Origin of the sequence: Brachybacterium epidermidis, assembly GCF_015209585.1 — a bacterium.
In the GTDB taxonomy this organism is placed as follows: Bacteria; Actinomycetota; Actinomycetes; order Actinomycetales; family Dermabacteraceae; genus Brachybacterium; species Brachybacterium epidermidis.
Map to the genome: position 1 here is coordinate 21,726 of NZ_JADEYR010000001.1, position 23,068 is coordinate 44,793.

Consider the following 23,068-nt stretch of genomic DNA (forward strand, 5'->3'; position numbering starts at 1 on the left):
GTGCAGGTCGTGGCGGTTCAGGCCGAGGGCGGGTCCTCGGGACCCTCGCTGCGCTGCTGATCCTCACGGGCCTCCCGCTCCTTCCGCAGGCGCTCCTTCTCGCGGCGCTCGCGACGGATGTCCTCATCGAGCTTGCGCAGGAAGTCCGGGTCCTCGTCCGGCGCGATCGGTCCGCTGCGCCGCGGCCCGCCCCGCCCGGGCCCGCGGCCGGTGCCGTCGGTGCGGTCCTTGCCGACCAGCAGCCACGTGATCGGCCCCACCCAGGGGATCAGCACGATCAGCACGATCCACGCCCACTTCGGCAGCCCGCGCACCTCGTCGTCCTGGGTCTGGACGCAGTCCGCGAGCGCGAAGATCGCAAGGGCGATGGAGAGGATGGCCGGGATCGCGCGAAGCATGGATCCAGTCTAGGCAGGGTCCCTGGTCGGCGGCTCGGAGCAGGAAGCACCCACCAGGGGGACCTACCCTGGTGGGTATGCGAGAGATGGTCGTCTATGCCGTGCTGCGGCTCGCCCTGTTCGGTGCGGTCTGGTGGCTGCTCACCCTGCTGGACATCGGGGTGATGCTGGCGGGCGTGCTGGCGGCGCTGCTCTCGATGCTGGTGTCGATCCTGGTCCTGGACAAGGTGCGTGACCGCGCCGCGATGCGGTGGAAGGATGCCGATGATCGTCGTCGCGCCAAGCGCGGGCCCATGGTCGACGAGGACGCCGAGCACGAGGACGCCCTGCTGGACAGCGCGGAGAGCTCCGGTCGTGAGGAGCCCTCAGATCACCAGGCCGGCCAGCAGCAGCACTGAGAACACCAGCTCGAGCTTCCCGGTGGCGCCCAGCACCGGGATCAGGTCACGGCCCATCGCCCCTCCCAGCACCGTGCGCGCCGGCATGATCGCCAGCGGCAGGGCCAGCAGCACCAGCAGCACTGGCCACTGCGCCACCATCACCGGCACCATCAGCACGAACGGCACCAGCATGGTCGCGGTGAACAGCCATCGGGTGCCCCGATCGCCCAGGCGCGCCGCGAGGGTGCGCTTGCCTGCGATCGTGTCGGTGGGGATGTCCCGCAGGTTGTTGGTGAGCATGATCGCCACTGCCAGCAGGCCGATCGCGATCGAGGCCAGCAGCGCCACCCACCCGAACCGCAGCGTGATCGCGTAGGCGGTGCCATTGACCGCCACCAGCCCGAAGAACACGAACACGAACAGCTCGCCCAGGCCCAGGTACCCGTAGGGCTTCTTGCCGCCGGTGTAGAACCAGGCGGCCGCGACGGCGGCGGACCCCACCACCAGGGCCCACCAGATCCCGGCCACCGCGATCAGCGCCACCCCGAACAGGGCGCCTGCGGCCAGGGAGCCGATGGCGGCACGCTTGACGGTGGCCGGTGCGGCAGCTCGGGAACTGGTGAGGCGGAAGGGCCCCACGCGCTCGTCGTCGGTGCCGCGGATGCCGTCGGAGTAGTCGTTGGCGTAGTTCACGCCGATCTGCAGGCTGAGCGCCACGGCGAGCGCCAGCAGGGCGCGGGGCAGCACCACGCCGAGCAGGGTGCCGGCGTCGAGGGAGTCGAGGCCGCGCAGCTGCCATATCGCCGCGCCGGTGCCCGCCGCCACCGGGGCCACGGCCGCCGGCCAGGTGCGGGGGCGTGCCCCTTCGATCCACTGGGAGACGGTGGCCACGGCGGTCCTTCCGGGAGTGCTCAGGCGAACGGTCGACGTCGGAGCGCGTCGAGCGGGGGAGGGCATCCGGGCCGGGCGGTCAGCCGCCTGCCGGATCGGTGAGATCGGTGGCGACCCGCCGGGCGGCGGACCGATCGATCTTACCGATCCCCAGCAGCGGCAGCTCCTGGACCACGTGCACCCGCTTGGGGATCATGAAGGAGGGCACCTCGGTGGTGCGCAGCGCCGAGCGCACCAGGGACGCCGCCTCGGCCGGCTCCACGCCCGCCTCGAGGGTCACCAGGGCCTCCACCCGCTGGCCCCACTCCGCATCCGGCACGCCCACGACGACGGCCGAGCGCACCAGCCCGCGCAGCATCAGGGAGCGGTCGATGGCCCGCTCCACGTCCTGCGGGAGCACTTTGCGGCCACCGGTGATGATCACGTCGTCGGCGCGACCCAGCACGCTCAGGGCGCCCTCGGCATCGAGCGAGGTCAGGTCCGAGGTGGCCAGCTCCGTGCCGATCGCTTCGCTGCTGCCGTCCGCGAACAGGTACCCCAGGGCGAGTGTCGGGGAGGAGACGAGCAGGCGGCCGGCGCCCTCGGCGTCGGCCCCGTCGATCCGCAGGCGCACCCCGGGCAGGGCGGTGCCGTCGTACACGCAGCCACCGGCGGTCTCGGAGGAGCCGTAGGTGGTGCGCACCGCGATCCGCTGGCCACGGGCCCGCGCCAGCACCTCCTGCGGGGTCGCGGCCCCGCCCACCAGCACCGCGGTGAAGCGGCGCAGCACGGCCCTGGCCCGGGCATCGGCGCCGGTGGCCCCGGTGACGACGCGGGTCAGCTGGGTGGGCACCAGGGAGGTCAGCGCCGGCAGTCCCGCCTCCTGCGCCTGCGCCAGCGCCGGCTCGGCCAGGGCCACGAAGGCGGTGGAGTCGAAGTGGCCGCGCAGGTCCGGCAGCGGCCGGGGGAGGGCCGGGCCGTCCAGCCCCAGCACCTGCGCGGTGCGGTGGGCGCGGGCGATCACCTGCACCCCGGCGATGTGCGTGGGCGGCAGCAGGGGCAGCCAGTAGCCGTGGCCGATCAGGGAGGCGGTGGCGTCCTGCGAGGCCAGCAGCGCCTGCCGGGACAGCGCCACCGCCTTGGCCGCGCCGGTGGAGCCGGAGGTGGGCACCACCAGCGCCGCATCCTCGAACCCGGCGGGCAGCTGCGCGGGAGGATCGAAGGGGCCCAGCCACAGCCTGCCGTGCCCGGCCATCACCTCACCGATCGCGTGTGCGTGCTCGGTGAGGGAGGCGGCGGAGGCGTCGTACGGGGCCGGCCGGATCCACGACGTCACGGCGATCTCAGCCCTGCGGGTGGGGGAACCGGGTCCAGTCGGGGTCGCGCTTGTGCAGGAAGGCGTCGCGGCCCTCGACGGCCTCGTCGGTCATGTAGGCAAGGCGCGTGGCCTCCCCGGCGAACACCTGCTGGCCCATCAGACCGTCGTCAGCCAGGTTGAAGGCGAACTTGAGCATCCGGATCGCCTGCGGGGACTTGGTGGCGATGGTCGCGGCCATCGCGAGGGCCTCGTCCTCGAGATCGGCGTGGTCCACCACCCGGTTGACCGCGCCCCAGTCGTAGGCGTCCTGCGCCGAGTACTCCTCGGCCAGGAAGAAGATCTCCCGGGCCCGCTTCTGCCCCACCTGCTTGGCCAGGTACGCCGAGCCGTAGCCGCCGTCGAAGGAGCCCACGTTCGCATCGGTCTGCTTGAAGCGGGCGTGCTGGCGGGAGGCGATGGTGAGATCCGCGACCACGTGCAGGGAGTGGCCACCGCCGGCGGCCCAGCCGTTGACCACCGCGATCACCACCTTGCCCATGGTGCGGATGAGGCGCTGCACCTCCAGGATGTGCAGGCGGCCCGAGGAGCCGGTGCGCGCCTGGTCGGTCTCCGCGAGCTCCTCGGCCTCGGCGTACTCGTAGCCGGCGCGGCCGCGGATGCGCTGGTCGCCGCCGGAGCAGAAGGAGCGCCCGCCGTCCTTGGGGGAGGGGCCGTTCCCGGTCAGCAGCACCACGCCCACGCCGGTGTCCAGGCGGGCATGGTCGATAGCCCGGTACAGCTCATCCACCGTGTGCGGGCGGAAGGCGTTGCGCACCTCGGGACGATCGAAGGCGATGCGCACCACCGGCAGGTCGTGGCCGGTGGAGTCCTCGCTGCGCTGCACCCCGCGGTGGTAGGTGATGTCGGTGAAGGCAGAGCCGCCGTGCTCGGCGGCCGTCACCTCCCGCCAGCGCGAGGGATCGAAGGTCTCGGAGACCTGCCGGGGCTCAGGAGCGGGGGTGGTCGTCATGCCCCCCAGGGTAGTGGGAAGGCGCCATCTCCTGGCCCTGCGGCGCCCAGGGCAGGCGCGGTGTGGACGGTGCCCGATCGGTGCGCAGGCGCCCGTAGGCGAGCACGTCGTGCCGCTCCCCGTCGATCAGGAACTTCTGTCGCTCCACGCCCTCCTGCACGAAGCCCGCTGCACGCGCGATCGCTCCGGAGGCTGGATTGTTGGCACGATGTCCCAGCTCGAGGCGGTCCAGCCCCCACCCGCCCTGCTCGAGCGGGGCCAGGGCCCGATCCGCCACGGTGGCCGCCGCTCGGCCGATGAGCCCACGGCCCCGGGGCTGCGCGGGCATCCAGTAGAAGAACCATCCCGCCCGGTTGTCCTGGTCGATGCTCAGGGCCACCAGGCCGATCATGCTCCCCGAGGAATCGGTGACAGCGACCGCCCGGCGCTGCTCGCCCCGCAGCCAGTCCACGTAGGTGCGGGCCTGCTCGATGGTCTCCACCTCACCCTGACGGGCCATGTCGGGGTGGGAGGTGAAGGCGGCGAGCACCGCGTCGGCGTCCGCAGCGCCCACGGGACGCAGGGAGTACGGGCCGGATGGCTGAGGGGACGTCATGACCCCATCCTGCCCTGCTGGGGCGGTGACCCGGCCGATACCCTCGAGAGATGCACATCCCCTCTGCTCTGCGCGAGCTCGGCATCGATCGGGCGGTGGCCTGGTCGATCCCCATGACCATGCGGTTCCGCGGCCTCACCGAACGCGACGGCGTGCTTCTGCACGGCCCCCGGGGCTGGTCGGAGTTCTCACCCTTCTGGGACTACGACGTGGAGGAGTCCGCCTCCTGGCTGCGGGCAGCGCTCGCCGATGCCACAGCCGAGCGGCCTGCCCCGCAGCGCCGCGAGATCCCCGTGAACGTCACCGTGCCCGTGGTGCCCCCGGCCCTCGCCGCCCGCATCGCCCGGGTGGGCGGCGCGCGCACCGCGAAGGTCAAGGTCGCCGACCCCGGCTGCGATCTCTCCCAGGACGCCGACCGGCTCGCCGCCGTGCGTGAGGCCATGGGACCCGAGGCCCGCATCCGCATCGACGCCAATGCCGCCTGGACCCTCGAGGAGGCCCTGGCGGCACTGCCGGTGCTGGACAGGGCCGCCGGGGGGCTCGAGTACGCCGAGCAGCCCTGCGCGAGCATCGAGGACCTCGCCTCCCTGCGCCGGGCCCTGGACGTGCCGATCGCAGCCGACGAGTCGGTGCGCCGCGCCGAGGACCCTCTGCGGGTGGCCCGCGCCGAGGCTGCTGATGTGCTGGTGATGAAGGTCCAGCCCCTGGGCGGGGTGCGGCGCTGCCTCCAGCTCGCCGAGCAGGCCGGCCTGCCGGTGGTGGTCTCCTCCGCGCTGGAGACGGGGGTGGGTCTGAGCGCGGGGCTGGCCCTGGCCGCCGCGCTGCCCGAGCTGCCCCACGCCTGCGGCCTCGCCACGGCGGCGCTGCTCACCGGCGATGTGACGGCTGAGCCCCTGCACGCCACCGGCGGCACCATCGCCGCCGTGCGCCCGGAGCCGACCGAGGAGCAGCTGGTGCGGCACGCGGCCGGGCCGGAGCTCACCGCGAGGTGGCAGGCGCGCCTGGCCGAGTGCTCTGCGCAGCTGTGAGGGTTCTACGCTGTCACCATGCCTGATGCCGAGCAGCGCCCCGAGGTCGCCCCACTGACCGCGCCGGCCCCCACCGGGTCCGGGGCGGTCGACGAGGCGGTCGTGCTGTGGCGCGCCCTGGGCCTGCTCGGCGTGCGCGAGACCGTCCTCGCCCCGGGATCCCGCTCCGCCCCCCTGGTGTACGCCCTCGCGGATGGGCAGGTGGCCGACATGCTCCGGCCCCACGGGCGGCCCGACGAGCGCGCGGCCGGCTCCGCCGCCCTGGGCACCTCGCGCCACGACCCCGCCCCCCCCGCCGCGGTGGCCACCACCTCGGGCACCGCGACCGCCCACCTGCTGGCCGCGGTGATGGAGGCGCACCACTCCCGGGTGCCCCTGATCGTGCTCACCGCCGACCGCCCGGTCGAGCTGCGGGGCACCGGGGCGAACCAGACCACTTCTCAGGTGGGCCTGTACCGCGACTTCGTGCGCTTCGAGGCGGATCTGCCCGCGCCCACCGCCACCGGGGCGACCCCCGTCGAACTGCGCACCATCGCCATGACCGCCGCCCGCGCCATGGCCGCGGCCACTGGCACCCATCCCGGACCGGTGCACCTGAACCTCGGGTTCCGAGACCCCTGGTGCCCACGACGCCCGGCCCCGGAGCTGCTGCCGGTCCCGACGACGACACGGATCCCGGCGCCACCGGTGCGGCCGACGATGCGGACTCGCCCGCACGACCGATCGTGCTCACCCGCAGGCCACGCCCCGGCGCCCCGCCGCCGCACCCCGTGGCGGTCTCCTCCCGCACGGTGGTGGTCGCCGGTGACGGCGCCGGACCCGATGCCCGCGCCTTCGCCGAGCGCCATCGGCTGCCGCTGCTGGCGGAGCCCAGTTCCGGTGCCCGCGGCGGCGACATGCTGGTGCCGGGGTATCCGGCGCTGCTGAGCGAGATCATGGCGGATCCTTCGCACGACCTGCGGCCCGAGCGGGCCGTGGTCTTCGGGCACCCCACCCTCTCACGACCCGTGCTGGGGGCCCTGTTGGGCGCCGAGGACGTCGAGGTGATCGTCGTGGATTCCACCTCGAGCTGGCCCGACGCGGCAGGCCGCGCCGCTCTCACGGTGCCCGCGGCCACCGGTGATGATCGCGCGGACAGCGAGGAGCTCGCCGCCCGCCGCACCCGCGTCCAGGCCTGGCGCGGCGCGGCCGCATCCGCCGCCCGCCCCCTGGGCTGGCAGGTGGGGGCGGCGCTGGCCGTGTGGAACGCGAGCGAGGAGCACGACGTGCTGGTGCTGGGCTCCTCCAGCCTGGTCCGGGACCTCGAGCAGCACGCCGGGAGCACGGACGCCCGGGTGATCGCCAACAGGGGACTGGCCGGCATCGACGGCACCACCGCCATGGCCACCGGCCTGGCCCTGGCCCACCGGGACCACCCCGGGCGGGTGCGGCTGCTGGTGGGTGACCTCACGGCGCTGCACGACCTCACGGGCCTGATCATCGGCCCGGAGGAGCAGCGCCCGGATCTCGACGTGGTGGTGGTCGACGACGACGGCGGTCGCATCTTCGGGGGGCTCGAGCACGCCGCCGCCCCGCCCGCGCTGCTGCGGCGCTTCTTCACCACCCCGCACGGCGTGGACATCGCCGGTGCCGCCGCCTCCCTCGGTGCCCGCACCGAGTCCGTGTGCACCGATGAGCTGGCCGGCGCGCTTGCGGCCCCCAGCCGGGGGATCCGGGTCATCGTGGTCCAGGAGTTCTCCCGTCGGCGGTCATCGATCTCGAGAGACGGGATGGTCGAATGAGCCCCGCGCAGGATGATCCCGGGCAGTCCCCGAACCCCTGGGATCCCTTCGCCTCCCGGACCGGGGAGGACGCTCAGGGGCCATCCGCGCTCCGACCGCCGCAGCCGGAACCGACGCCGCCTGCCGGGCCGAGCGGCACCGCGGTCGAGGCATCGCGGGTCAGCCGGGAGGCCGCCCCGCACGCCCACCCGCACACCCCGCGGCGCGGCCCCGGTTGGGGAGGGGTGAGCGCCCTGGTCCTGGCCGGGATGCTCCTGTCCAGCGGTGCCACCCTGGGCGGAGTGGTGGCCTACGACCGGATCATCGCGCCGCTCACCTCGGCACAGGCACCGAGCGAGCCAGCCTCCCCCTCGCCCACCGGCCCGGACGTGGAGCCCGTCTCGACCGGTGGGGCGACGGTGGCGGACTGGAGCGAGGTGGCCGAGCAGGTGGCCCCGAGCACGGTCGCCATCCAGGTGCGCACCGCTACCGGCACCAGCCAGGGCACCGGCGTGGTGCTCTCCGAGGACGGCTCCGTTCTCACCAACGATCACGTGGTGGCCGGAGGGGACCAGGTGCAGGTCACCCTGGCCGACGGCCTCACGTACACCGCGGCAGTGGTGGGCGCTGATCCCAGCACGGACCTGGCCGTGATCCGCCTGGACGCACCGCCCCCGGACCTCCAGCCCGCCACCTTCGGCGACTCCGAGCTGGTCGAGGTGGGGGATCCGGTGATGGCCGTCGGCACACCGCTGGGGCTGGAGAACACCGTCACCACGGGCATCGTCTCGGCAGTGGACAGGCCCGTGACCACCGAGGGAGAGGAGGAGGACGGCTCCGACGCCGCCTTCACCTCCGCCATCCAGACCGATGCCGCCATCAACCCCGGCAACTCCGGGGGGCCGCTGGTCGACGCCCGCGGTCACGTGGTGGGCGTCAACACGGCCATCGCCGCCATCCCCGGCACGGATCGTGCCGTGGGGAGCATCGGACTGGGCTTCGCGATCCCCTCGAACACCGCGCGGCTGATCGCGGATCAGCTGGGGGAGGGCGGCACGGTGCGGCACGCCTACGTGGGCGTCACCACCCAGGACGGCACCCGCAGCGTGGGCGACGTGACCCACCGCGGTGCCGAGGTGGTCGGCGTGGAGCCGGACAGCCCGGCGGTGGAGGCCGGCATACAGGAGGGGGACCTGATCACGGCGTTCGACGACGTCAGCATCGGCGGGGCTGCGGCGCTGACGGCCGTGGTGCGCGGCCAGGAGGTGGGATCCGAGCACACGCTCACCGTGGTCAGGGGCGAGAAGGAGCGGGCGATCCGGATCACCCTGGGGGAGAGGCCCTAGCGCTTGACGGGGCCGTTCCCCGTCCCGGCCGTCCCGCCGCGCAGTGCCCGCAGCATGGGCCGGTTCTTCGCGAGCACCTCGGCGTGCTCGGAGACCGGATCGGAGGCCGCCACCAGGCCGCCCCCGGCCTGCAGGGCGACGGTGCGGTCGTCCACCAGGTGCGCCATCCGCAGCGCGATCGCCCACTGCCCGTCGCCCCGGGCGTTCATCCAGCCCACGGGGGAGGCGTAGCCGCCGCGGTCGCGCGGCTCCAGGCGGGCGATGATCTCGTCGGCCGCCTCCCGCGGGGTCCCCGAGACCGCGGCCGAGGGATGCAGCCGTGCGGCCACGTCCAGGCTGGTCACCCCACGTAGCAGGCTCGCCGAGACATCCGAGGCCAGGTGCTCCAGCCCCGGCAGCCGCAGCACGAACGGCTCCGGGGACACCGTGACGTCGAGGGCCACGTCCACCAGGCGATCCACCACCGAGTCCACCGCGAAGGCGTGCTCGGAGCGCTCCTTGGCGTCCCCGCGGAAGGTGCGGCGGTCCTGTTCGGACAGCTCTGCGCCCTCGGCCACCGGACGGGTGCCTGCCAGCACCCGGGAGAACACACGGCCGTCCTCGGTCTGGGCGAGCATCTCGGGGCTTGCCCCCACCACGTCCTCGAGGTGGTACACCCAGGTGCTCGGGTACTCGCGAGCCAGGCGCGCCACCAGCGCGGCCCGACTGACGGGCGCGCCGGAGCGCACCGTGGTCAGCTCGGAGAGCACCACCTTCTGCGCCTCGCCGTCCGTGATCGCACCGACCGCGTCCCGCACCAGGGCCTGGTACTGCTCTGGGGTGTGCGAGGGTCGATGTCCAGCTCGCCGGGGTCGGGTGTGCGCGGGTGGGGGAACAGGTCGCGCCAGGAGGCGGGCACCTCGGGCTCGACACCCGTCCCCACCACGGTGAGGAAGGCCTCGCCCTCCTCCACCCCCAGCGCCGCCTGCGGAACCATCAGCGTGGAGGGCCGTGCGGAGCCGTCGGCGTAGGAGAAGCTGCCCAGGGCGATCAGGCCGCTGGCCCGGGTGCGCACCTCGTCGTCGATGCGGCAGCGCTGGGCCAGGTGCTGGAAGGCAGCGCTGGCGGCGGCGAAGCGGTGCGGCCCGGCCGTCTGCACCGACCAGGCCGTCCCCACGGCGACCAGGCCCTGGCCGTGACGCAGCCAGGCGGCGCTGAGGTGCTCGGGCACATGCCCCAGCAGGTCGACCGGTTCATCGATCCGCAGGGTGCGCACCACCAGCTCCGACGTGTCGTCGGCGAGGGCGGGGGACGTGGGGAGGGAAGGCATCGGGACTCATTATGCGACAGGTCCTCCGCGTGCGGATGGTCACCGGCGGCACCCCGATGCCGCCTGCGCCGGTGAGGGGGTCTCAGGTGCGACGATGGTGCGGGCGCCCCCCGCGGTGCCCGTCGGCCCTCCCGGGCCGCCCGATGGACGGATGGACGGAGCAGTGCGTGAGAAGCAGCGGCGAGAGCATCGCGAGCCCCCTGGTGCGGGGAGTGCTCGCGGCCGTCGTGTCCCTGGGCACCGCGATCGCGGTGACCGTGATCCCCGCGCTCGCCGCCCAGGTGGCAGGCACCCGCTCAGCCGCCACCGCCCTGGACGCCATCATCATCGGCCTCAACGTGCTGGTGCTCGGGCACGGCGGCGGCATCACCCTGTCCACCGGGGTGATCGACGGCACCGTCACGCTCACCCCCCTCGGGCTGATGGCGCTGTTCGTTCTGGTGTCCGCTCTGGGCATGCGCCGCGTGGGCTATGTGCTGGGGCTGGTCGAGCACGATGCAGGGCTGCGGCCGCGCGCGCTGGGGGACGCCGGCGCGGCACTGGGCGCCTACACCGTCGTCTACGCGATCGGGGTGGCGGCGCTGGCCGCCCTGGGGCGCAGCGTCGATGCGGCCCCCATGATTGTCCCGGCGTTCCTCTCCGGCGCGCTGGTGGCAGTGGTGGGAGGCCTGCTCGGCGTGCTCCGGTCCCTGTCACGGCGCCCCACGGACAGCTCCCCGGGAGTGCGGGTGCTGGGTCTGCTGCCCGCCCCCTTCGACGCTGTTGCCCGCGCGGTGCTGCTGGCCCTGGCCGGCCTGGTCGCGGTGGGGGCCCTTGCCGTCACCGGCCAGCTGCTGTGGGGCATCAAGGGCGCCGCTGCCCTGTTCGAACAGCTGGGCCCCGGGATCGTGGGCGGGATCGTGCTGACCCTGCTGCAGCTGGCCCTGCTTCCCCTGCTGATGGTGTGGGCACTGGTGATCCTGCTGGGCGGCACCGTGACCATGGGCACCGGCACCGCCTTTTCCCTGCAGGGGGTGGAGACCGGGCTGATGCCGGCCCTGCCGATCCTGGCGGCCCTGCCGGAACCGGGCCCCGCACCCGAATGGGCGATCGCGTTGATGCTGGTGCCCCTGGCCCCCGTCGTGCTGGGCGCGGTGCGCCTGGTGCGGGACGTCGAGCACCTGGACCTCCGGGACCGGGTGACCGCGTGGGTGGCCTACCCGCTGGTGCTGATGGTGGTGATCCTGCTGCTGGCCGGGCTGTCCACCGGTGGCATCGGCGACGGACGCCTGGCGCACCTGGGCCCGCAGATGGGCACCCTGCTGATGCCGCTGCTGCTGCTGACGGTGGGCGGCACGGGCGCGGTGCTGGCGTTCATGGCCACCGCATTGATCCCCTGGACGCAGAAAGCGGTGACATCGCTGCGCAGCCGCGTGGAGTCCGCCGAGGAGAAGGAGCGTGCCGAGCGCACCGGGGCAGGTGATCCCGCACCCGCGCAGGAGGACGGGGAGGTCCACGAGGACGCCCCGGACCCTGTGGAGCGTGAGGAGCCTGCGCAGGCTCAGGACCCCGTGGAGGTGCCTGCGGAGGAGCTCAACCCCCCAGCAGACCGGTGATCCAGTCCGTCATCGACTCCTGCGCCTCCTGGGCGCACTGCGACTTCGCACGCTCGGTGATCGCCGTGCGCACGCACTCCTCGCGCTGCACCGTAGGGCCGTAGAACACCAGGGAGGTCACGGTGCCCAGCACGATCAGCAGTGTGGCGGGAACGCCCACCACGGCGGAGAAGATCGCCATCCCCCGGCGCCCCTCCCGGAAGGCGGTCACGATCAGGGGGATCAGCAGCACCAGCGCGATGAGGCCTGCCAGCCCGCTCAGCAGCGAGTAGGGCAGCGGAGCCAGCATCAGCAGCCACGCGGCCAGCAGGGCGAAGCTGAGCGCCCCGAGCAGCCGACGCTGCCTGGTGCCGGTGGTGGACTCGTCCCGTGCGCCGCCCTGCGGTTTCTTCTCATCGCTGCTCATCGTGGACCATTGTGCCCCGTCCGCCTGGACCCCGTGTCACCGCGTGCAGGCCGCTCGCAGATGGGGGCGGGCTCGCCCCGCGGTCGGCGCTGACCCCCGGACCGACGCCGACCCTCGGGCCGGCGCCGACCCTCGGACCGACGACGGCGCGCACACGCCCCTGCACTACCCTGGCACCGTGTCCCGCACCCCCGTCGTCGTCCTCATCTCCGGCACCGGATCCACTCTCGCCGCCCTGCTGGAGGCCGGTGCGCACCCGGACTGCCCCTACGAGATCGTCGGTGTGATCGCCGACAAGGAGGCCGCGGGCCTCGCCCACGCGCGCGCTGCGGGCGTGCCCACCGCCGTGGTGCGCCTGGCCGACCACGCCGACCGCGCCGCGTGGGATCGCGCGCTCGCTGAGGCCGTCGCCGGCTTCTCCCCGCGCCTGGTGGTGCTGGCCGGGTTCATGAAGCTGCTGGGAGCACCGCTGCTGGAGGCCCATCCCGGGCGCATCATCAACACCCACCCCGCCCTGCTTCCCTCCTTCCCCGGCGCCCACGGCGTGCGCGACGCCCTCGCGCACGGGGTGAAGGTCACCGGCGCCACCGTGATCGAGGTCGATGCCGGTGTGGACACCGGCCGCATCCTCGCCCAGGTCGCCGTCGAGGTGCACGAGGACGACACCGAGGCCACCCTCCACGAGCGCATCAAGCAGGCCGAGCAGCCGCTGCTGGTGGACGTGGTGCGCCGACTGACCGCTGCGAACCGAACCGAACAGGAGCCCATCGCGTGACCACTTCCGACCGCCGCCCCTTCCGCCGCGCCCTGCTGTCCGTCTACGACAAGAGCGGCATCGTCGAGCTGGCCCGAGCGCTCGCCGACGCCGGCTGCGAGATCGTCTCCACCGGCTCCACCGCGGCGACCGTCCGCCAGGCCGGGATCGAGGTCACCGACGTCGAGCAGATCACCGGTTTCCCCGAGATGCTCGATGGCCGTGTCAAGACCCTCCACCCCCGCATCCACGGCGGGATCCTCGCCGACCAGCGCCTGGAGGACCACGTCTCCCAGCTGGCCGACCACGACATCGCCCCCTTCGACCTCGTGGTGGTGAACCTCTACCCCTTCGCGGAGACGGTCGCGGCCGGCGGCAGCTTCCAGGAGATCATCGAGAAGATCGACGTGGGCGGCCCCACCATGGTGCGCGGCGCCGCCAAGAACTTCGCCTCGGTGGCCGTCGTGGTCGAGCCCGAGGACTACGCCGAGGCCGCCCGTGCAGCGGGGGCCGGTGGCTTCACTCTGGGGGAGCGGCAGGAGCTGGCCGCGGCTGCTTTCCAGGTCACTGCCGGGTACGACGAGGCGATCGCCGCCTGGATGATGGGCGCCCTGGACGGGGACGACGCCCAGGACGCCGACGGCGCCGAGCAGGACGAGGCGGAGGAGGTCAGCGACACCTACCTGCTGGACATGAGCGACGAGGACGCTGCCACCATGGGCTTCGCCGCCACCCTGCGGTACGGCGAGAACCCCCACCAGCGCGCCCGCCTCGCCGTGGTCGACGAGGAGGATCCCGGTCTCGCCGGCGCCGAGCAGCTCGGCGGCAAGGCCATGAGCTACAACAACTACGTCGACGCCGACGCCGCCCTGCGTGCTGCCTACGACCACGACCAGCCCTGCGTGGTGGTGATGAAGCACAACAACCCCTGCGGCATCGCCGTCGCGCGCGAGGGCGAGGACATCGCCGCCGCCCACGCCCGCGCTCATGGCACCGACCCGGTCTCCGCCTACGGCGGGGTGATCGCCGCCAACCGCACGGTCACCCTGGCGATGGCTCAGCAGGTCAAGCCGGTGTTCACCGAGGTGATCCTGGCGCCCGGCTACGAGGTCGAGGCCCTCGAGCTGCTGCACAGCAAGAAGAACCTGCGGATCCTGCAGGTCGCCGACCGGCCCCGCGGCGGGGTGGAGATCCGCACCATCTGGGGCGGCACCCTGGTGCAGGACGTCGATGCCCTCACGGCCGGCGGGGACGACCCTGCCACCTGGACCCTGGCCGCCGGGGAGGCCGCCGACCAGGACACCCTCGCCGACCTCGCCTTCGCCTGGCGGGCCGTGCGGGCGCCCAAGTCCAACGCGATCCTGCTGGCCAAGGACGGTGCAGCCGTCGGCATCGGCATGGGCCAGGTCAACCGCCTGGACTCCTGCCGGCTGGCCGTGGCCCGCGCCAACACCCTCGGCGAGCATGCCGAGGGCGAGCAGGCACCGGAGCGGGCACGCGGAGCCGTCGCCGCCTCGGACGCCTTCTTCCCCTTCGCCGACGGTGCCCAGATCCTCATCGACGCGGGCGTGACCGCGATCGTCCAGCCCGGCGGCTCCATCCGCGACGACGAGGTGATCGCGGCCTGCCGCGAGGCAGGGGTGACCCTCTACCTCACCGGCACCCGCCACTTCGCCCACTGAGCCCGACGGCACTCGGCTCGCGGCTCGCGCTTCGCGGACGCAGGGGTCACGGAAAGCTGTCGGACCGGGGCAATAGAGTGAGCGGTAACCCAGGCGAGTGATCGAAGGAGAGCAACGGTGAAGATCCCCGACAACCAGAGTCTGCGCGAGTACATCGAGCACCTGCGGGACGAGGGCTACTCCGTCACCGACGGCCACACCCCGGACCCGGACCTGATCGACCCGCAGGGCAACCCGGTGTACACCTGGCAGGAGGGGTACCCGTACGAGACCCGCATGGACCGCGACGAGTACGAGCTGGAGAAGTACCGCCTGCAGGTGGAGCTGCTGAAGTACCAGTACTGGCTCGAGGACAACGACCAGAAGTCGATCATCATCTTCGAGGGGCGCGATGCGGCCGGCAAGGGCGGCACCATCAAGCGCTTCACCGAACACCTGAACCCCCGCACCGCGCGCGTGGTCGCGCTGAACAAGCCCAGCGACCGCGAGCGCGGCCAGTGGTACTTCCAGCGCTACATCCAGCACCTGCCCACCTCCGGGGAGATGGTGCTGTTCGACCGCTCCTGGTACAACCGCGCCGGGGTGGAGCGGGTGATGGGCTTCGCCTCCCCGGAGCAGTACGAGACCTTCATGAACCAGGTCCCGCACTTCGAGCGGATGCTGGTGGATTCCGGCATCCACGTCACCAAGTTCTGGTTCTCCGTGTCCCAGAAGGAGCAGCGCACCCGCTTCGCGATCCGCCAGCTGGACCCGGTGCGCCGCTGGAAGCTCTCCCCGATGGACCTGGAGTCCCTGGACCGCTGGGACGCGTACACCGAGGCCAAGCTGGAGATGTTCCGCCGCACGGACAAGAAGTACGCGCCCTGGACCATCATCCGCTCCAACGACAAGAAGCGCGCACGGCTCAATGCGATGCGCTACTTCCTGTCCCAGTTCGAGTACGAGGGCAAGGACCACGACGTGGTCGGTGAGCCCGATCCGAAGCTCGTGATGCGCGGCAAGCAGGAGGAGGCCGACGAGTAGCCAGTCAGCTCTCGTGGGTCCGCTCCTCGTCCTCGGCGGTCCGCTCCTCGGCAGCCGGGGGCTCCTCCGCGACCGTGAGCGCCGGGATCGTGCCGGTGGCCGTGGGCCGTACCGGGCGGGTCATCGAGGCAGGTGAGAGCAGCCCTGCCAGGCGCCGCTCGTCCAGCAGGCCCCTCTCCAGCACCAGGTCCGCCACCGGCCGGCCCGTCTCCAGGGCCTCGCTGGCCACCTCGGTGGCGGCGGCGTAGCCGATCACCGGCACCAGTGCGGTGATCACCCCGATCGAGTGGCGCACGTACCCGTCCACCACGTCCCGGTTCACCTCGATCCCGGCGATGCAGCGCTCCGCCAGCGTGGTCATCGCCCGGGTCATGATGCGCGTGGACTCCAGGATGTTGAAGCAGATCACCGGCTCGAAGGGGTTCAGCTGCAGCTGGCCGCCCTCAGCGGCGAAGGTGACGGTCATGTCGTTGCCGATCACCTCGAAGGCCACCTGGTTGACCACCTCGGGGATGACCGGATTGACCTTGCCCGGCATGATCGAGCTGCCGGGCTGGACGGCAGGCAGTCGCAGCTCGGCGAAGCCCGCACGGGGCCCGGAGGAGAGCAGTCGCAGATCGTTGCAGATCTTGGAGATCTTCACCGCGATGCGCTTGAGCACACCGGAGAAGGTGACGAACGCGCCCGTGTCACTGGTGGCCTCCACCAGATCCGCGGAGACGGAGAACGGGATCCCCGTGAGCTCGGCGAGCTCGCGCGTGGCCAGCTCCGCGTAGCGAGGATCCGAGGTGATGCCGGTGCCGATCGCGGTGGCCCCCAGGTTGACCTCCTGGAACAGGCGCGAGGTGCGGGTCAGGCGCTCGACGTCCTCCGCGATGGTGGTGGCCCAGCCGCGGAACTCCTGGCCCACGGTCATCGGCACCGCGTCCTGCATCTGGGTGCGGCCCATCTTGAGGATGTCGGAGAACTCCTCGCCCTTCTCCCGCAGGGTCCCGATCAGCTGATCCATCGCCTCGGCGAGAGCCGGGAACGACAGCAGCATCGCCAGGCGCACCGCCGTGGGGTACACGTCGTTGGTGGACTGGCCCAGGTTCACATGGTTGTTGGGATGCAGCTGCTCGTAGTCGCCCCGCTCCAGGCCCAGGATCTCCAGCGCGCGGTTGGCGATCACCTCGTTGGCGTTCATGTTGGTGCTGGTGCCGGCGCCGCCCTGGATCATGTCCACCACGAAGTGCTCGTGCAGAGCACCGTCCACGATCTCCGCGCAGGCCTGCTCGATGGCCTCGGCCCGGCGCTCGTCCAGGGCTCCCAGCTGCCGGTTCGCGCGAGCCGCTGCCCGCTTTACCTGCGCCAGCGCGATGATCAGCTTGGGGAAGTGGCTCACCGGCACCCCGGTGATGTGGAAGTTCTCCTGGGCGCGCAGGGTCTGGATCCCGTAGTAGGCATCGGCAGGCACGTCGCGGTCGCCCAGCAGGTCGTGCTCGCGGCGAGTGGCGGAACTGGTCATCGGGAGTCCTCCGGGGATGGATGCGTGTGGCCGCGTCGACGGGGCCGGCGGGGGGCCGCCGGGGCGTGCCGACGGTCCGGGGCCGACGGCTCTGACGGCCCCGCTCAGCGTATCCCGCGCCGGGGCCTCCCGAGCCGGATCGGCGGCACCGTACGATGGGCCGGTGATCTCCGACCCCTCACCGTTCACGGTGCGCGCGGCGCTCCGACGCCAGGCCGTGCTCACCGTGGCACTGCTCGCGCTGGCGGTGATCCTGGTGGTCGGTGCGCTGGGTGCGGTGCCGCTGGCCGGCATGCTGCTCGCGGCACTGATGGCCGTGCTGGCAGTGATGCGACTGGTGCTGCCCACCGCCGCCGTCGGGGCGCTCGCCGTGCGCTCACGCGCCGTGGACGCCGCAGTGATGCTGGTCATCGCGGCGGGGCTCGCCGTACTCTCGACCTCACCGAACCTCTGATCCACGGGAGCGCCTCAGCCCCAGGGGACCTGAGAGCCGTCAGTCCTGGACCAGGACCATGCGTCCGTCACCCAGGCCGTACACCCCGCCCACCACGGACAGCAGTCCGGAGCGCTGGGCCTCGCGCACCAGGGCGGAGCCGGCCGTCAGATCGGTGATCGTGCCGCGCACGTGCCGGGCCACCGCGTCATGGGAGGGATCCTCGGGATCGAGGTGGTCGCGCACGCCCTCCACCAGTGCGGGCATGGAACCGGGCAGGTCGTGCCCGTCAACCAGGTAGCGCTGGGCCGCGGCCACGGCGCCGCAGGACTCGTGCCCCAGCACCAGGGCCACGGAGACCCCCAGCTGCGCCACCGCGAACTCCACCGATGCCACCACCGAGCGGTCCAGCACGTGTCCCGCCGTCCGCACCACGAACAGGTCGCCGAACCCCTGGTCCAGCAGGATCTCCACGCTCACCCGCGAGTCCGAGCAGGCCAGCACCACGGCGTGCGGGTGCTGACCGTCGGTCAGGGCCCGACGATGCGCATCGTCCTGGTGGGGGCGGCGCGGGCGGCCCTCGGCGAAGCGGAGGTTGCCGTCGATCAGGGCCTGCAGCGCCTGTGACGGAGTCGGTCGGGAGCGGGGGTCCGGTGCGTTGGAGAACACGCGAGACAGTGTGACACGATCAGGATCGTGCCCACCGATACCGCGCGCCTGCACGCCGTGTTCGACCTCGCGATGAGGATCGGTGAGGGCCTGCTCTCCAACGGTGCTGCCGCCTCCGAGGTCACCGCGACCGTCCTGCGGGTCACCAGCTCCTCGGGCCTGCGCAACGTCTCGGTCCAGGTCACCTTCGACGAGGTGACCATCTCCTATCTTCCCGATCAGCTCTCCGCGCCCTTCACCCGGGTGCGCTCGGCGAGCGCGAGAGTGCAGGACTTCTCGCGCCTGGCCGCCTTCGAGGACATCACCCACCGCTACATCGCCGGTGACCTCGACCTGGACGAGGCTCGGCGCCTGGCCGAGGAGATCCCGCGCCAGAAGGCCGCCTACCACCTGGGACTGGTCACCGCCGGCTTCGCGATGATGGGCGGTGCCGCTGCCCTGAGCCTGGGTGCCAAGCCCCTGGTCGCCACCGCCGCGACCCTCGCGGCCGGGATCCTGATCCTGGCCGGGGAGTACCTGACCCGGTGGCGCATCCCGCAGTTCTACTCCCAGGCCCTGGGGGGACTGGTCGGTGTGCTCACCGCGGTGGTGGTGGACATGATCGACCCCACCGTGAACTCCTCGATCGTGGTGGTGGCCTGCATCATCGTGCAGCTGGCGGGACTGACCTCCTTCGGCGCGATGCAGGATGCTGTCACGGGCTGGTACATCACCGCCTCCGGGCGGATCCTGGAGACCCTCATGCTCACCGTCGGCGTGGTGGCAGGGGTCCGCGGGGGACTGCTGCTGGCCGATCGCCTGGGGGCCGACATCTCCGTGAGCGCCTCCATGCCGGTCTCGCTGATCTCCGTGCTGGTGCTGGTGGTCTCCGGTGCCGGGATGGGCCTGGGCTACGGAGTGGGCACCCAGGTGCCCGCCCGCATCCTCGCCTGGACGGCCGTGGTGGCCGTCGGCTCGGCGGTCACCTCCCACGTGCTGTCGGTGCTGGTGCTGGACCGGGTGTACGCCGTGGCCATCACCGCGTTCCTGGTGGGCGCGGTCTCCGTGGTGATCGGCGACCGGCTGCGGGCCCCCGCTCTGGCCATCGTGATGGCAGGTGTGATCCCCCTGGTTCCCGGCAGCCGCATCTTCCGGGGCCTGCTGGGGCTGGGCAGCGACGTCGCCGAGGGCGCGGTGGAGCTGTTCGGCGCCGCCGAGGTGGCGGTGGCCATCGCCGCCGGCGCGATCCTGGGCCAGCTGGCGCTCGCCCGGCTGATCGCACGACTGCCGCGCGGCCGCATCTCCTACACCCCGGTCATCTCCTCCCCGTTCACCACGCTGCGCAGGCGACGTATGTCACTGGGTCTGCGGCGATCGAGACGAAAGGGCCGGACGGCGCATCTCGAGCCGTCTACGATGACCGGTGAGATGACAGCGCTGTCGCCCAGCCTCCTCGAGGAACTCGAGAGCTCCCCGGTGCGGCGCTCCGAGCACAAGGAGAACTGATGAGCAGCCCCGCGATCGTCGCCACCGGCGCGTACTCCCGCAGCGGCACCGGCCGCGGCACCGGAATAGAGCTGATGCGGCTGACACCGGGGCAGGGACAGGCCGCTTGCGGCGTCGAGCGCCTGGCCTCCGTCGAGCTCGAGAATCCCACCTTCCTGCTGTGGAGTCGTGACGGCACCCTGCTGTACGCCGTGCTGGAGACCTCGCCCAGCCGCCTGGTGGCGCTGCGCGTGAGCGAGGACGGCACCACCGCCGAGCTGGTCGCCGACCTCCCCCTGCAGGGGGAGGGGGCGTGCCACCTGGCCTACGGCCACCGCGCCCGCACCCTGGTGATCGCCGACTACGGCTCCGGCTCGGTCGAGACGGTCACCCTCGACGAGCAGGGCGTACCCGTGGAGCTAGTCGACTTCGACAGCCACCGCCACCACGCCGACGGCCTGGACCCGCACCCCCACCAAGTGGTCCAGATGCCCGGCACCGAGCTGCTGGCCGTCCCGGACCTGGGGCTGGACCGCGTGTTCCTCTACGCGCAGGACACCACCGGCCAGATCGACCTGGCCGGCGAGATCCCCCTGCGCCGGGGCAGCGGGCCGCGCCACCTGGTGGCCGACCACGAGTCCGAGCTGCTGCACATCTCCTGCGAGCTCAACGGAACGGTCGCCACCGCCGTGAGGCAGGAGGGCGAGAGCGACCCGAACCTGCCGCGCCCGGTGCGCGGTGCCCAGTACCGCTGGGCGGTGCGCACCACGGTGCAGGCCAGCGGGCATGAGGGCACCAATGCGCCGTCCCACCTCGAGCTCACCGCCGATGAGGGGCACCTGCTGGTCGCCAACCGCGGCCCGGACACGATCTCCCTGCTGTCCCTGGTGGCGATGCGCCCCCGGCTGGTCGCCGAGATCGAGGTGGGGGCCCACCCCCGCCACTTCACGCAGCTGGGCGACCTGGTGCTGGTAGCGGCGCAGGAGGCCGACCGCATCGACGTGCTGCGCGTGGAGGGCGAGCGCCTGAGCACGGTGGGGGAGCCGATCGAGTCCCCCTCGGTGGCATGCCTCGCCGTTCGTCCCTGACGTGCGTCCCTGATCATGGGCCCGGTGCCTTATAGACTCTCCAACCGCTGAAGAGAACATCCCGGGGACCTCGGATCCGACCGGGACGGCGTCCGTCACGGAAGGATTCTGATGACCACACCTGCCGGCCACGAGAGCACGACCGCCCCGGGTTCGGCACCCGGACCGGACGCGGATGCGCAGCCCCAGGGGCTGCTGTCGACGGCACCGGACCGCGCCCGGGCCGCACAGCGAGTGGAGGAGGCGTTCGCGCAGTCCTTCGGGTACAGCCCCGACGGCGTGTGGTCCGCCCCTGGCCGTGTCAACATCATCGGCGAGCACGTGGACTACCAGGACGGCCTGTGCCTGCCTATGGCCATCTCCCACCGGTGTTTCGCAGCGGCCGCACGCACCCCCACCGACCGCGTGCGCCTGCGGTCCCTCCAGAGCGACGTGGAACTCGACATCGACGCGGGGGAGCTCGCCCCCGGTGCGGTCGAGGGATGGCCCGCCTACGTGGCGGGAGTCCTGTGGGCGCTGCGCTCGTTCATCTCCGGCTCCGCCACGCAGGGCATGGACGTGCTGATCGACGGCCACGTCCCGCTGGGCTCGGGGCTGTCCAGCTCCGCGGCACTGGAGTGCGCCACCGCCGAGGCCATCGAGTCCCTGCTGAGCCTGGGAACCACGCCCCTCGAGCGGGTCAAGGCCGCGATCACTGCGGAGACCGAGTTCGCCGGTGCCTCCACGGGAGGCCTGGACCAGTCCGCCTCGGTGCTCTCCCGCGCCGGGCACGCCCTGTTCCTGGACTGCCGCGCCTTCTCCACCCGCCCCGTGCCGTGGGACCTGGGCTCCCAGGGCCTGGCGCTGCTGATCACCGACACCCGCGCCGAGCACTCGCACGTCGACGGCGAGTACGTGGCCCGGCGCGCCGACAGCGAGCGCGCCGCCGAGCTGATCGGTGTGCCCACCCTGCGCGAGGTCCCCTTCGAGCAGCTCGAGGAGGCACTGGGCCGCATCGAGGACGACACGGTGCGCCGTCGCGCCCGGCACGTGATCACCGAGATCCGGCGCGTCAAGGAGTTCGACGGGCTGCTGTCCTCCGGCAGCGTGCGGGACCACCTGGCGGAGCTCGGCGACCTGCTGAACGCCTCCCATGACTCCCTGCGCGATGACTACGAGGTCACCGTGCCGGCGCTCGACGTCGCCGTGGACGCGGCCCGCGCCGCGGGGGCCCACGGTGCCCGCATGACCGGGGGCGGCTTCGGCGGCTCGACGATCGCGCTGGTGGAGGCGGAGCAGGCCGAGGCCGTGGCCGGTGCCATCGCCCACGCCTTCCGCCAGCAGTCGCTGGGTGAGCCGGTGTTCTTCCTGGCCCTGCCCAGTGAGGGCGCCGGTCAGGACCGCTGATACGCGGGCGCGCGCCCTCAGTCCGCCGGCGGGGCGGGGGTGCGCAGCCACTCCTCGACCCCGCCCAGCAGGCGGGCGCGCACCTGCTCGGGTGCGCTGGACAGCCGGATCGAGGACGCGGCCAGGTGGGCCAGCTCCCCGTCATCCATGCCGATGGCCCGGGCGGTCTCGTACTGGTCCAGCAGACGCGAGTTGAACAGCAGCGGGTCGTCCGCGCTCAGAGCGATCAGGGCGCCCGCATCGACCAGGGTGCGCAGCGGCACGTCTGTGGCCTCCCGGAACACCCCCAGGGAGGCGTTCGAGGCCGGGCACACCTCCAGCCCGATGCCGCGCTCCACGATCTGCTCCAGCAGGCGGGGATCCTGGGCCGCCCGCACGCCGTGGCCCAGACGGTCGGGCGCCAGGCTGTCCACCACCTCGCGCACGTGGTCCGGGCCCAGCAGCTCACCGCCGTGCGGGACCGACAGCAGGCCCGCCTCCCTCGCGATCCGGAAGGCGGGGGCGAAGTCACGGGTGTCCCCGCGGCGCTCGTCGTTGGAGAGCCCGAAGCCGACCACCCGGCCCGGCTCCCGCTCGGCGTGGCGGACAGCCAGCCGAGCCAGGGTGCGGGCATCCAGCGGGTGACGGGTGCGGGAGGCGGCGATGATGATGCCGATGCTCACGCCCGTGGCGTCCTCGGTGAGGCGGGCCTCGTCCAGCACGATCTCGATGGCCGGGGTCAGCCCGCCCACGTGCGGCGCGTAGCTGGTGGGATCCACCTGCAGCTCGAGCCGCCCGGAGCCCTCGGCGGCGTCGTCCTCGGCGGCCTCCCGGATCAGGCGCCGCATCGCCCCCTCGGAGTCCACCACCGCGCGCGCCGCGTCGTACTGCCGCTGGAAGCGGAACCAGCCGCGATGCGTGGGCTCCACCTGCAGGGCCGTGTCATCGGTCAGGGAGCGCGGCAGGCGGATCCGCCGCTCCGCCGCCAGGTCCCACAGGGTCTGCGGGCGCATCGAGCCGGTGAAGTGCAGGTGCAGGTGGGCCTTGGGGAGCGCCGCGAGGTCCCGGC

At 72.7% G+C, this 23,068-nt stretch carries 23 protein-coding genes; 12 read left to right on the forward strand and 11 right to left on the reverse strand.

All coding sequences use genetic code 11. From position 1 onward, the window contains the following. Positions 1-17: 17 nt before the first annotated feature. The gene (locus IOE58_RS00100; protein WP_193864390.1) at positions 18-398 is read right to left on the reverse strand and encodes a PLD nuclease N-terminal domain-containing protein; all 381 of its coding nucleotides are present in this window, start codon (positions 396-398) and stop codon (positions 18-20) included. A 77-nt stretch (positions 399-475) separates the two neighbouring features. Here IOE58_RS00100 and IOE58_RS00105 point away from each other — a divergent pair, with 77 nt between their 5' ends. Beyond that, positions 476-796: a DUF4229 domain-containing protein gene (locus IOE58_RS00105; protein ID WP_193864391.1), complete on the forward strand. Its 321-nt coding sequence runs from the start codon at positions 476-478 to the stop codon at positions 794-796. Here the strand turns inward: IOE58_RS00105 and IOE58_RS00110 are convergent. The 4 genes from IOE58_RS00110 to IOE58_RS00125 form a co-directional block, all read right to left on the reverse strand. Continuing rightward, positions 764-1,669, reverse strand: a complete 906-nt coding sequence (locus tag IOE58_RS00110) for a 1,4-dihydroxy-2-naphthoate polyprenyltransferase (RefSeq protein WP_193864392.1) — start codon at positions 1,667-1,669, stop codon at positions 764-766. The two genes, IOE58_RS00105 and IOE58_RS00110, sit on opposite strands and share 33 nt — an antisense overlap. A 79-nt stretch (positions 1,670-1,748) precedes the next feature. Beyond that, entirely contained in the window at positions 1,749-2,984 is a 1,236-nt protein-coding gene (locus IOE58_RS00115) for an AMP-binding protein (protein WP_259890534.1), read from the reverse strand. A gap of 7 nt (positions 2,985-2,991) precedes the next feature. Next, on the reverse strand, positions 2,992-3,975 hold the full coding sequence (locus tag IOE58_RS00120) for a 1,4-dihydroxy-2-naphthoyl-CoA synthase (RefSeq protein ID WP_193864393.1): 984 nt from the start codon (positions 3,973-3,975) through the stop codon (positions 2,992-2,994). Continuing rightward, positions 3,953-4,570 carry a GNAT family N-acetyltransferase gene (locus IOE58_RS00125; RefSeq protein ID WP_193864394.1) on the reverse strand — a complete coding sequence of 206 codons (618 nt, stop codon included), beginning with the start codon at positions 4,568-4,570 and terminating at the stop codon, positions 3,953-3,955. Before IOE58_RS00125 ends, IOE58_RS00120 begins: the two co-directional genes overlap by 23 nt. A gap of 50 nt (positions 4,571-4,620) precedes the next feature. Here IOE58_RS00125 and IOE58_RS00130 point away from each other — a divergent pair, with 50 nt between their 5' ends. The 3 genes from IOE58_RS00130 (at position 4,621) to IOE58_RS00140 (ending at position 8,704) form a co-directional block, all read left to right on the forward strand. Beyond that, complete coding sequence (locus tag IOE58_RS00130; protein WP_193864395.1) at positions 4,621-5,598, forward strand: o-succinylbenzoate synthase; 978 nt, start codon at positions 4,621-4,623, stop codon at positions 5,596-5,598. A gap of 18 nt (positions 5,599-5,616) precedes the next feature. Beyond that, entirely contained in the window at positions 5,617-6,525 is a 909-nt protein-coding gene (locus tag IOE58_RS14035; RefSeq protein WP_228018416.1) for a thiamine pyrophosphate-binding protein, read from the forward strand. A gap of 1,078 nt (positions 6,526-7,603) precedes the next feature. Then, entirely contained in the window at positions 7,604-8,704 is a 1,101-nt protein-coding gene (locus IOE58_RS00140) for a S1C family serine protease (protein ID WP_259890529.1), read from the forward strand. Here IOE58_RS00140 and IOE58_RS14040 read toward each other — a convergent pair. Next, positions 8,701-9,501 (reverse strand): isochorismate synthase, encoded by an 801-nt coding sequence (locus IOE58_RS14040; protein ID WP_348981819.1) that lies wholly within the window; start codon positions 9,499-9,501, stop codon positions 8,701-8,703. The two genes, IOE58_RS00140 and IOE58_RS14040, sit on opposite strands and share 4 nt — an antisense overlap. Next, positions 9,438-10,013: a hypothetical protein gene (locus IOE58_RS14045; protein ID WP_228018417.1), complete on the reverse strand. Its 576-nt coding sequence runs from the start codon at positions 10,011-10,013 to the stop codon at positions 9,438-9,440. The genes IOE58_RS14040 and IOE58_RS14045 overlap by 64 nt, the downstream gene beginning before the upstream one ends. A 167-nt stretch (positions 10,014-10,180) precedes the next feature. On the opposite strand from IOE58_RS14045, the gene IOE58_RS00150 reads away from it, so the two are divergent. Further along, positions 10,181-11,608, forward strand: coding sequence for a cell division protein PerM (locus IOE58_RS00150; RefSeq protein WP_193864397.1), 1,428 nt, complete (start codon positions 10,181-10,183; stop codon positions 11,606-11,608). Here IOE58_RS00150 and IOE58_RS00155 read toward each other — a convergent pair. After that, positions 11,586-12,014 (reverse strand): hypothetical protein, encoded by a 429-nt coding sequence (locus tag IOE58_RS00155; protein ID WP_193864398.1) that lies wholly within the window; start codon positions 12,012-12,014, stop codon positions 11,586-11,588. The two genes, IOE58_RS00150 and IOE58_RS00155, sit on opposite strands and share 23 nt — an antisense overlap. Before the next feature lie 178 nt (positions 12,015-12,192). On the opposite strand from IOE58_RS00155, the gene purN reads away from it, so the two are divergent. From purN to ppk2, 3 genes are all read left to right on the forward strand, one after another. Further along, the gene (purN, locus tag IOE58_RS00160) at positions 12,193-12,789 is read left to right on the forward strand and encodes a phosphoribosylglycinamide formyltransferase (RefSeq protein ID WP_193864399.1); all 597 of its coding nucleotides are present in this window, start codon (positions 12,193-12,195) and stop codon (positions 12,787-12,789) included. Continuing rightward, positions 12,786-14,450, forward strand: coding sequence for a bifunctional phosphoribosylaminoimidazolecarboxamide formyltransferase/IMP cyclohydrolase (gene purH / locus IOE58_RS00165; RefSeq protein ID WP_193864400.1), 1,665 nt, complete (start codon positions 12,786-12,788; stop codon positions 14,448-14,450). Before purN ends, purH begins: the two co-directional genes overlap by 4 nt. A gap of 117 nt (positions 14,451-14,567) precedes the next feature. Continuing rightward, complete coding sequence (gene ppk2, locus IOE58_RS00170) at positions 14,568-15,473, forward strand: polyphosphate kinase 2 (RefSeq protein ID WP_193864401.1); 906 nt, start codon at positions 14,568-14,570, stop codon at positions 15,471-15,473. A 4-nt stretch (positions 15,474-15,477) separates the two neighbouring features. On the opposite strand, the gene IOE58_RS00175 is transcribed toward ppk2, so the two are convergent. Beyond that, a complete protein-coding gene (locus IOE58_RS00175; protein WP_193864402.1) occupies positions 15,478-16,980 on the reverse strand; it encodes an aspartate ammonia-lyase in 1,503 nt (500 codons plus the stop codon). A gap of 163 nt (positions 16,981-17,143) precedes the next feature. Here IOE58_RS00175 and IOE58_RS00180 point away from each other — a divergent pair, with 163 nt between their 5' ends. After that, positions 17,144-17,434 (forward strand): DUF3017 domain-containing protein, encoded by a 291-nt coding sequence (locus IOE58_RS00180; RefSeq protein ID WP_193864403.1) that lies wholly within the window; start codon positions 17,144-17,146, stop codon positions 17,432-17,434. A 39-nt stretch (positions 17,435-17,473) separates the two neighbouring features. Here IOE58_RS00180 and IOE58_RS00185 read toward each other — a convergent pair whose 3' ends face one another. Beyond that, the gene (locus IOE58_RS00185; protein WP_193864404.1) at positions 17,474-18,082 is read right to left on the reverse strand and encodes a carbonic anhydrase; all 609 of its coding nucleotides are present in this window, start codon (positions 18,080-18,082) and stop codon (positions 17,474-17,476) included. A gap of 27 nt (positions 18,083-18,109) precedes the next feature. On the opposite strand from IOE58_RS00185, the gene IOE58_RS00190 reads away from it, so the two are divergent. From IOE58_RS00190 to galK, 3 genes are all read left to right on the forward strand, one after another. Beyond that, complete coding sequence (locus IOE58_RS00190) at positions 18,110-19,567, forward strand: threonine/serine exporter family protein (protein ID WP_193864405.1); 1,458 nt, start codon at positions 18,110-18,112, stop codon at positions 19,565-19,567. Further along, entirely contained in the window at positions 19,567-20,634 is a 1,068-nt protein-coding gene (locus IOE58_RS00195; protein WP_193864406.1) for a lactonase family protein, read from the forward strand. The genes IOE58_RS00190 and IOE58_RS00195 overlap by 1 nt, the downstream gene beginning before the upstream one ends. Before the next feature lie 111 nt (positions 20,635-20,745). Next, the gene (galK, locus tag IOE58_RS00200) at positions 20,746-22,020 is read left to right on the forward strand and encodes a galactokinase (RefSeq protein WP_228018419.1); all 1,275 of its coding nucleotides are present in this window, start codon (positions 20,746-20,748) and stop codon (positions 22,018-22,020) included. A gap of 17 nt (positions 22,021-22,037) precedes the next feature. Here galK and IOE58_RS00205 read toward each other — a convergent pair whose 3' ends face one another. Beyond that, positions 22,038-23,012, reverse strand: a complete 975-nt coding sequence (locus IOE58_RS00205) for an adenosine deaminase (RefSeq protein ID WP_250646938.1) — start codon at positions 23,010-23,012, stop codon at positions 22,038-22,040. Positions 23,013-23,068 lie beyond the last annotated feature (56 nt).

What these genes read in the sequence shown, in the direction of transcription:
- IOE58_RS00100 (WP_193864390.1), bottom strand. Translation starts at nt 398, where the DNA reads ATGCTTCGCGCGATCCCGGCCATCCTCTCCATCGCCCTTGCGATCTTC.
- IOE58_RS00105 (WP_193864391.1), top strand. Translation starts at nt 476, where the DNA reads ATGCGAGAGATGGTCGTCTATGCCGTGCTGCGGCTCGCCCTGTTCGGT.
- IOE58_RS00120 (WP_193864393.1), bottom strand. Translation starts at nt 3,975, where the DNA reads ATGACGACCACCCCCGCTCCTGAGCCCCGGCAGGTCTCCGAGACCTTC.
- IOE58_RS00125 (WP_193864394.1), bottom strand. Translation starts at nt 4,570, where the DNA reads ATGACGTCCCCTCAGCCATCCGGCCCGTACTCCCTGCGTCCCGTGGGC.
- IOE58_RS00130 (WP_193864395.1), top strand. Translation starts at nt 4,621, where the DNA reads ATGCACATCCCCTCTGCTCTGCGCGAGCTCGGCATCGATCGGGCGGTG.
- IOE58_RS14035 (WP_228018416.1), top strand. Translation starts at nt 5,617, where the DNA reads ATGCCTGATGCCGAGCAGCGCCCCGAGGTCGCCCCACTGACCGCGCCG.
- IOE58_RS14045 (WP_228018417.1), bottom strand. Translation starts at nt 10,013, where the DNA reads ATGCCTTCCCTCCCCACGTCCCCCGCCCTCGCCGACGACACGTCGGAG.
- IOE58_RS00155 (WP_193864398.1), bottom strand. Translation starts at nt 12,014, where the DNA reads ATGAGCAGCGATGAGAAGAAACCGCAGGGCGGCGCACGGGACGAGTCC.
- IOE58_RS00175 (WP_193864402.1), bottom strand. Translation starts at nt 16,980, where the DNA reads ATGACCAGTTCCGCCACTCGCCGCGAGCACGACCTGCTGGGCGACCGC.
- IOE58_RS00195 (WP_193864406.1), top strand. Translation starts at nt 19,567, where the DNA reads ATGAGCAGCCCCGCGATCGTCGCCACCGGCGCGTACTCCCGCAGCGGC.
- galK (WP_228018419.1), top strand. Translation starts at nt 20,746, where the DNA reads ATGACCACACCTGCCGGCCACGAGAGCACGACCGCCCCGGGTTCGGCA.
- IOE58_RS00205 (WP_250646938.1), bottom strand. Translation starts at nt 23,012, where the DNA reads ATGCGCCCGCAGACCCTGTGGGACCTGGCGGCGGAGCGGCGGATCCGC.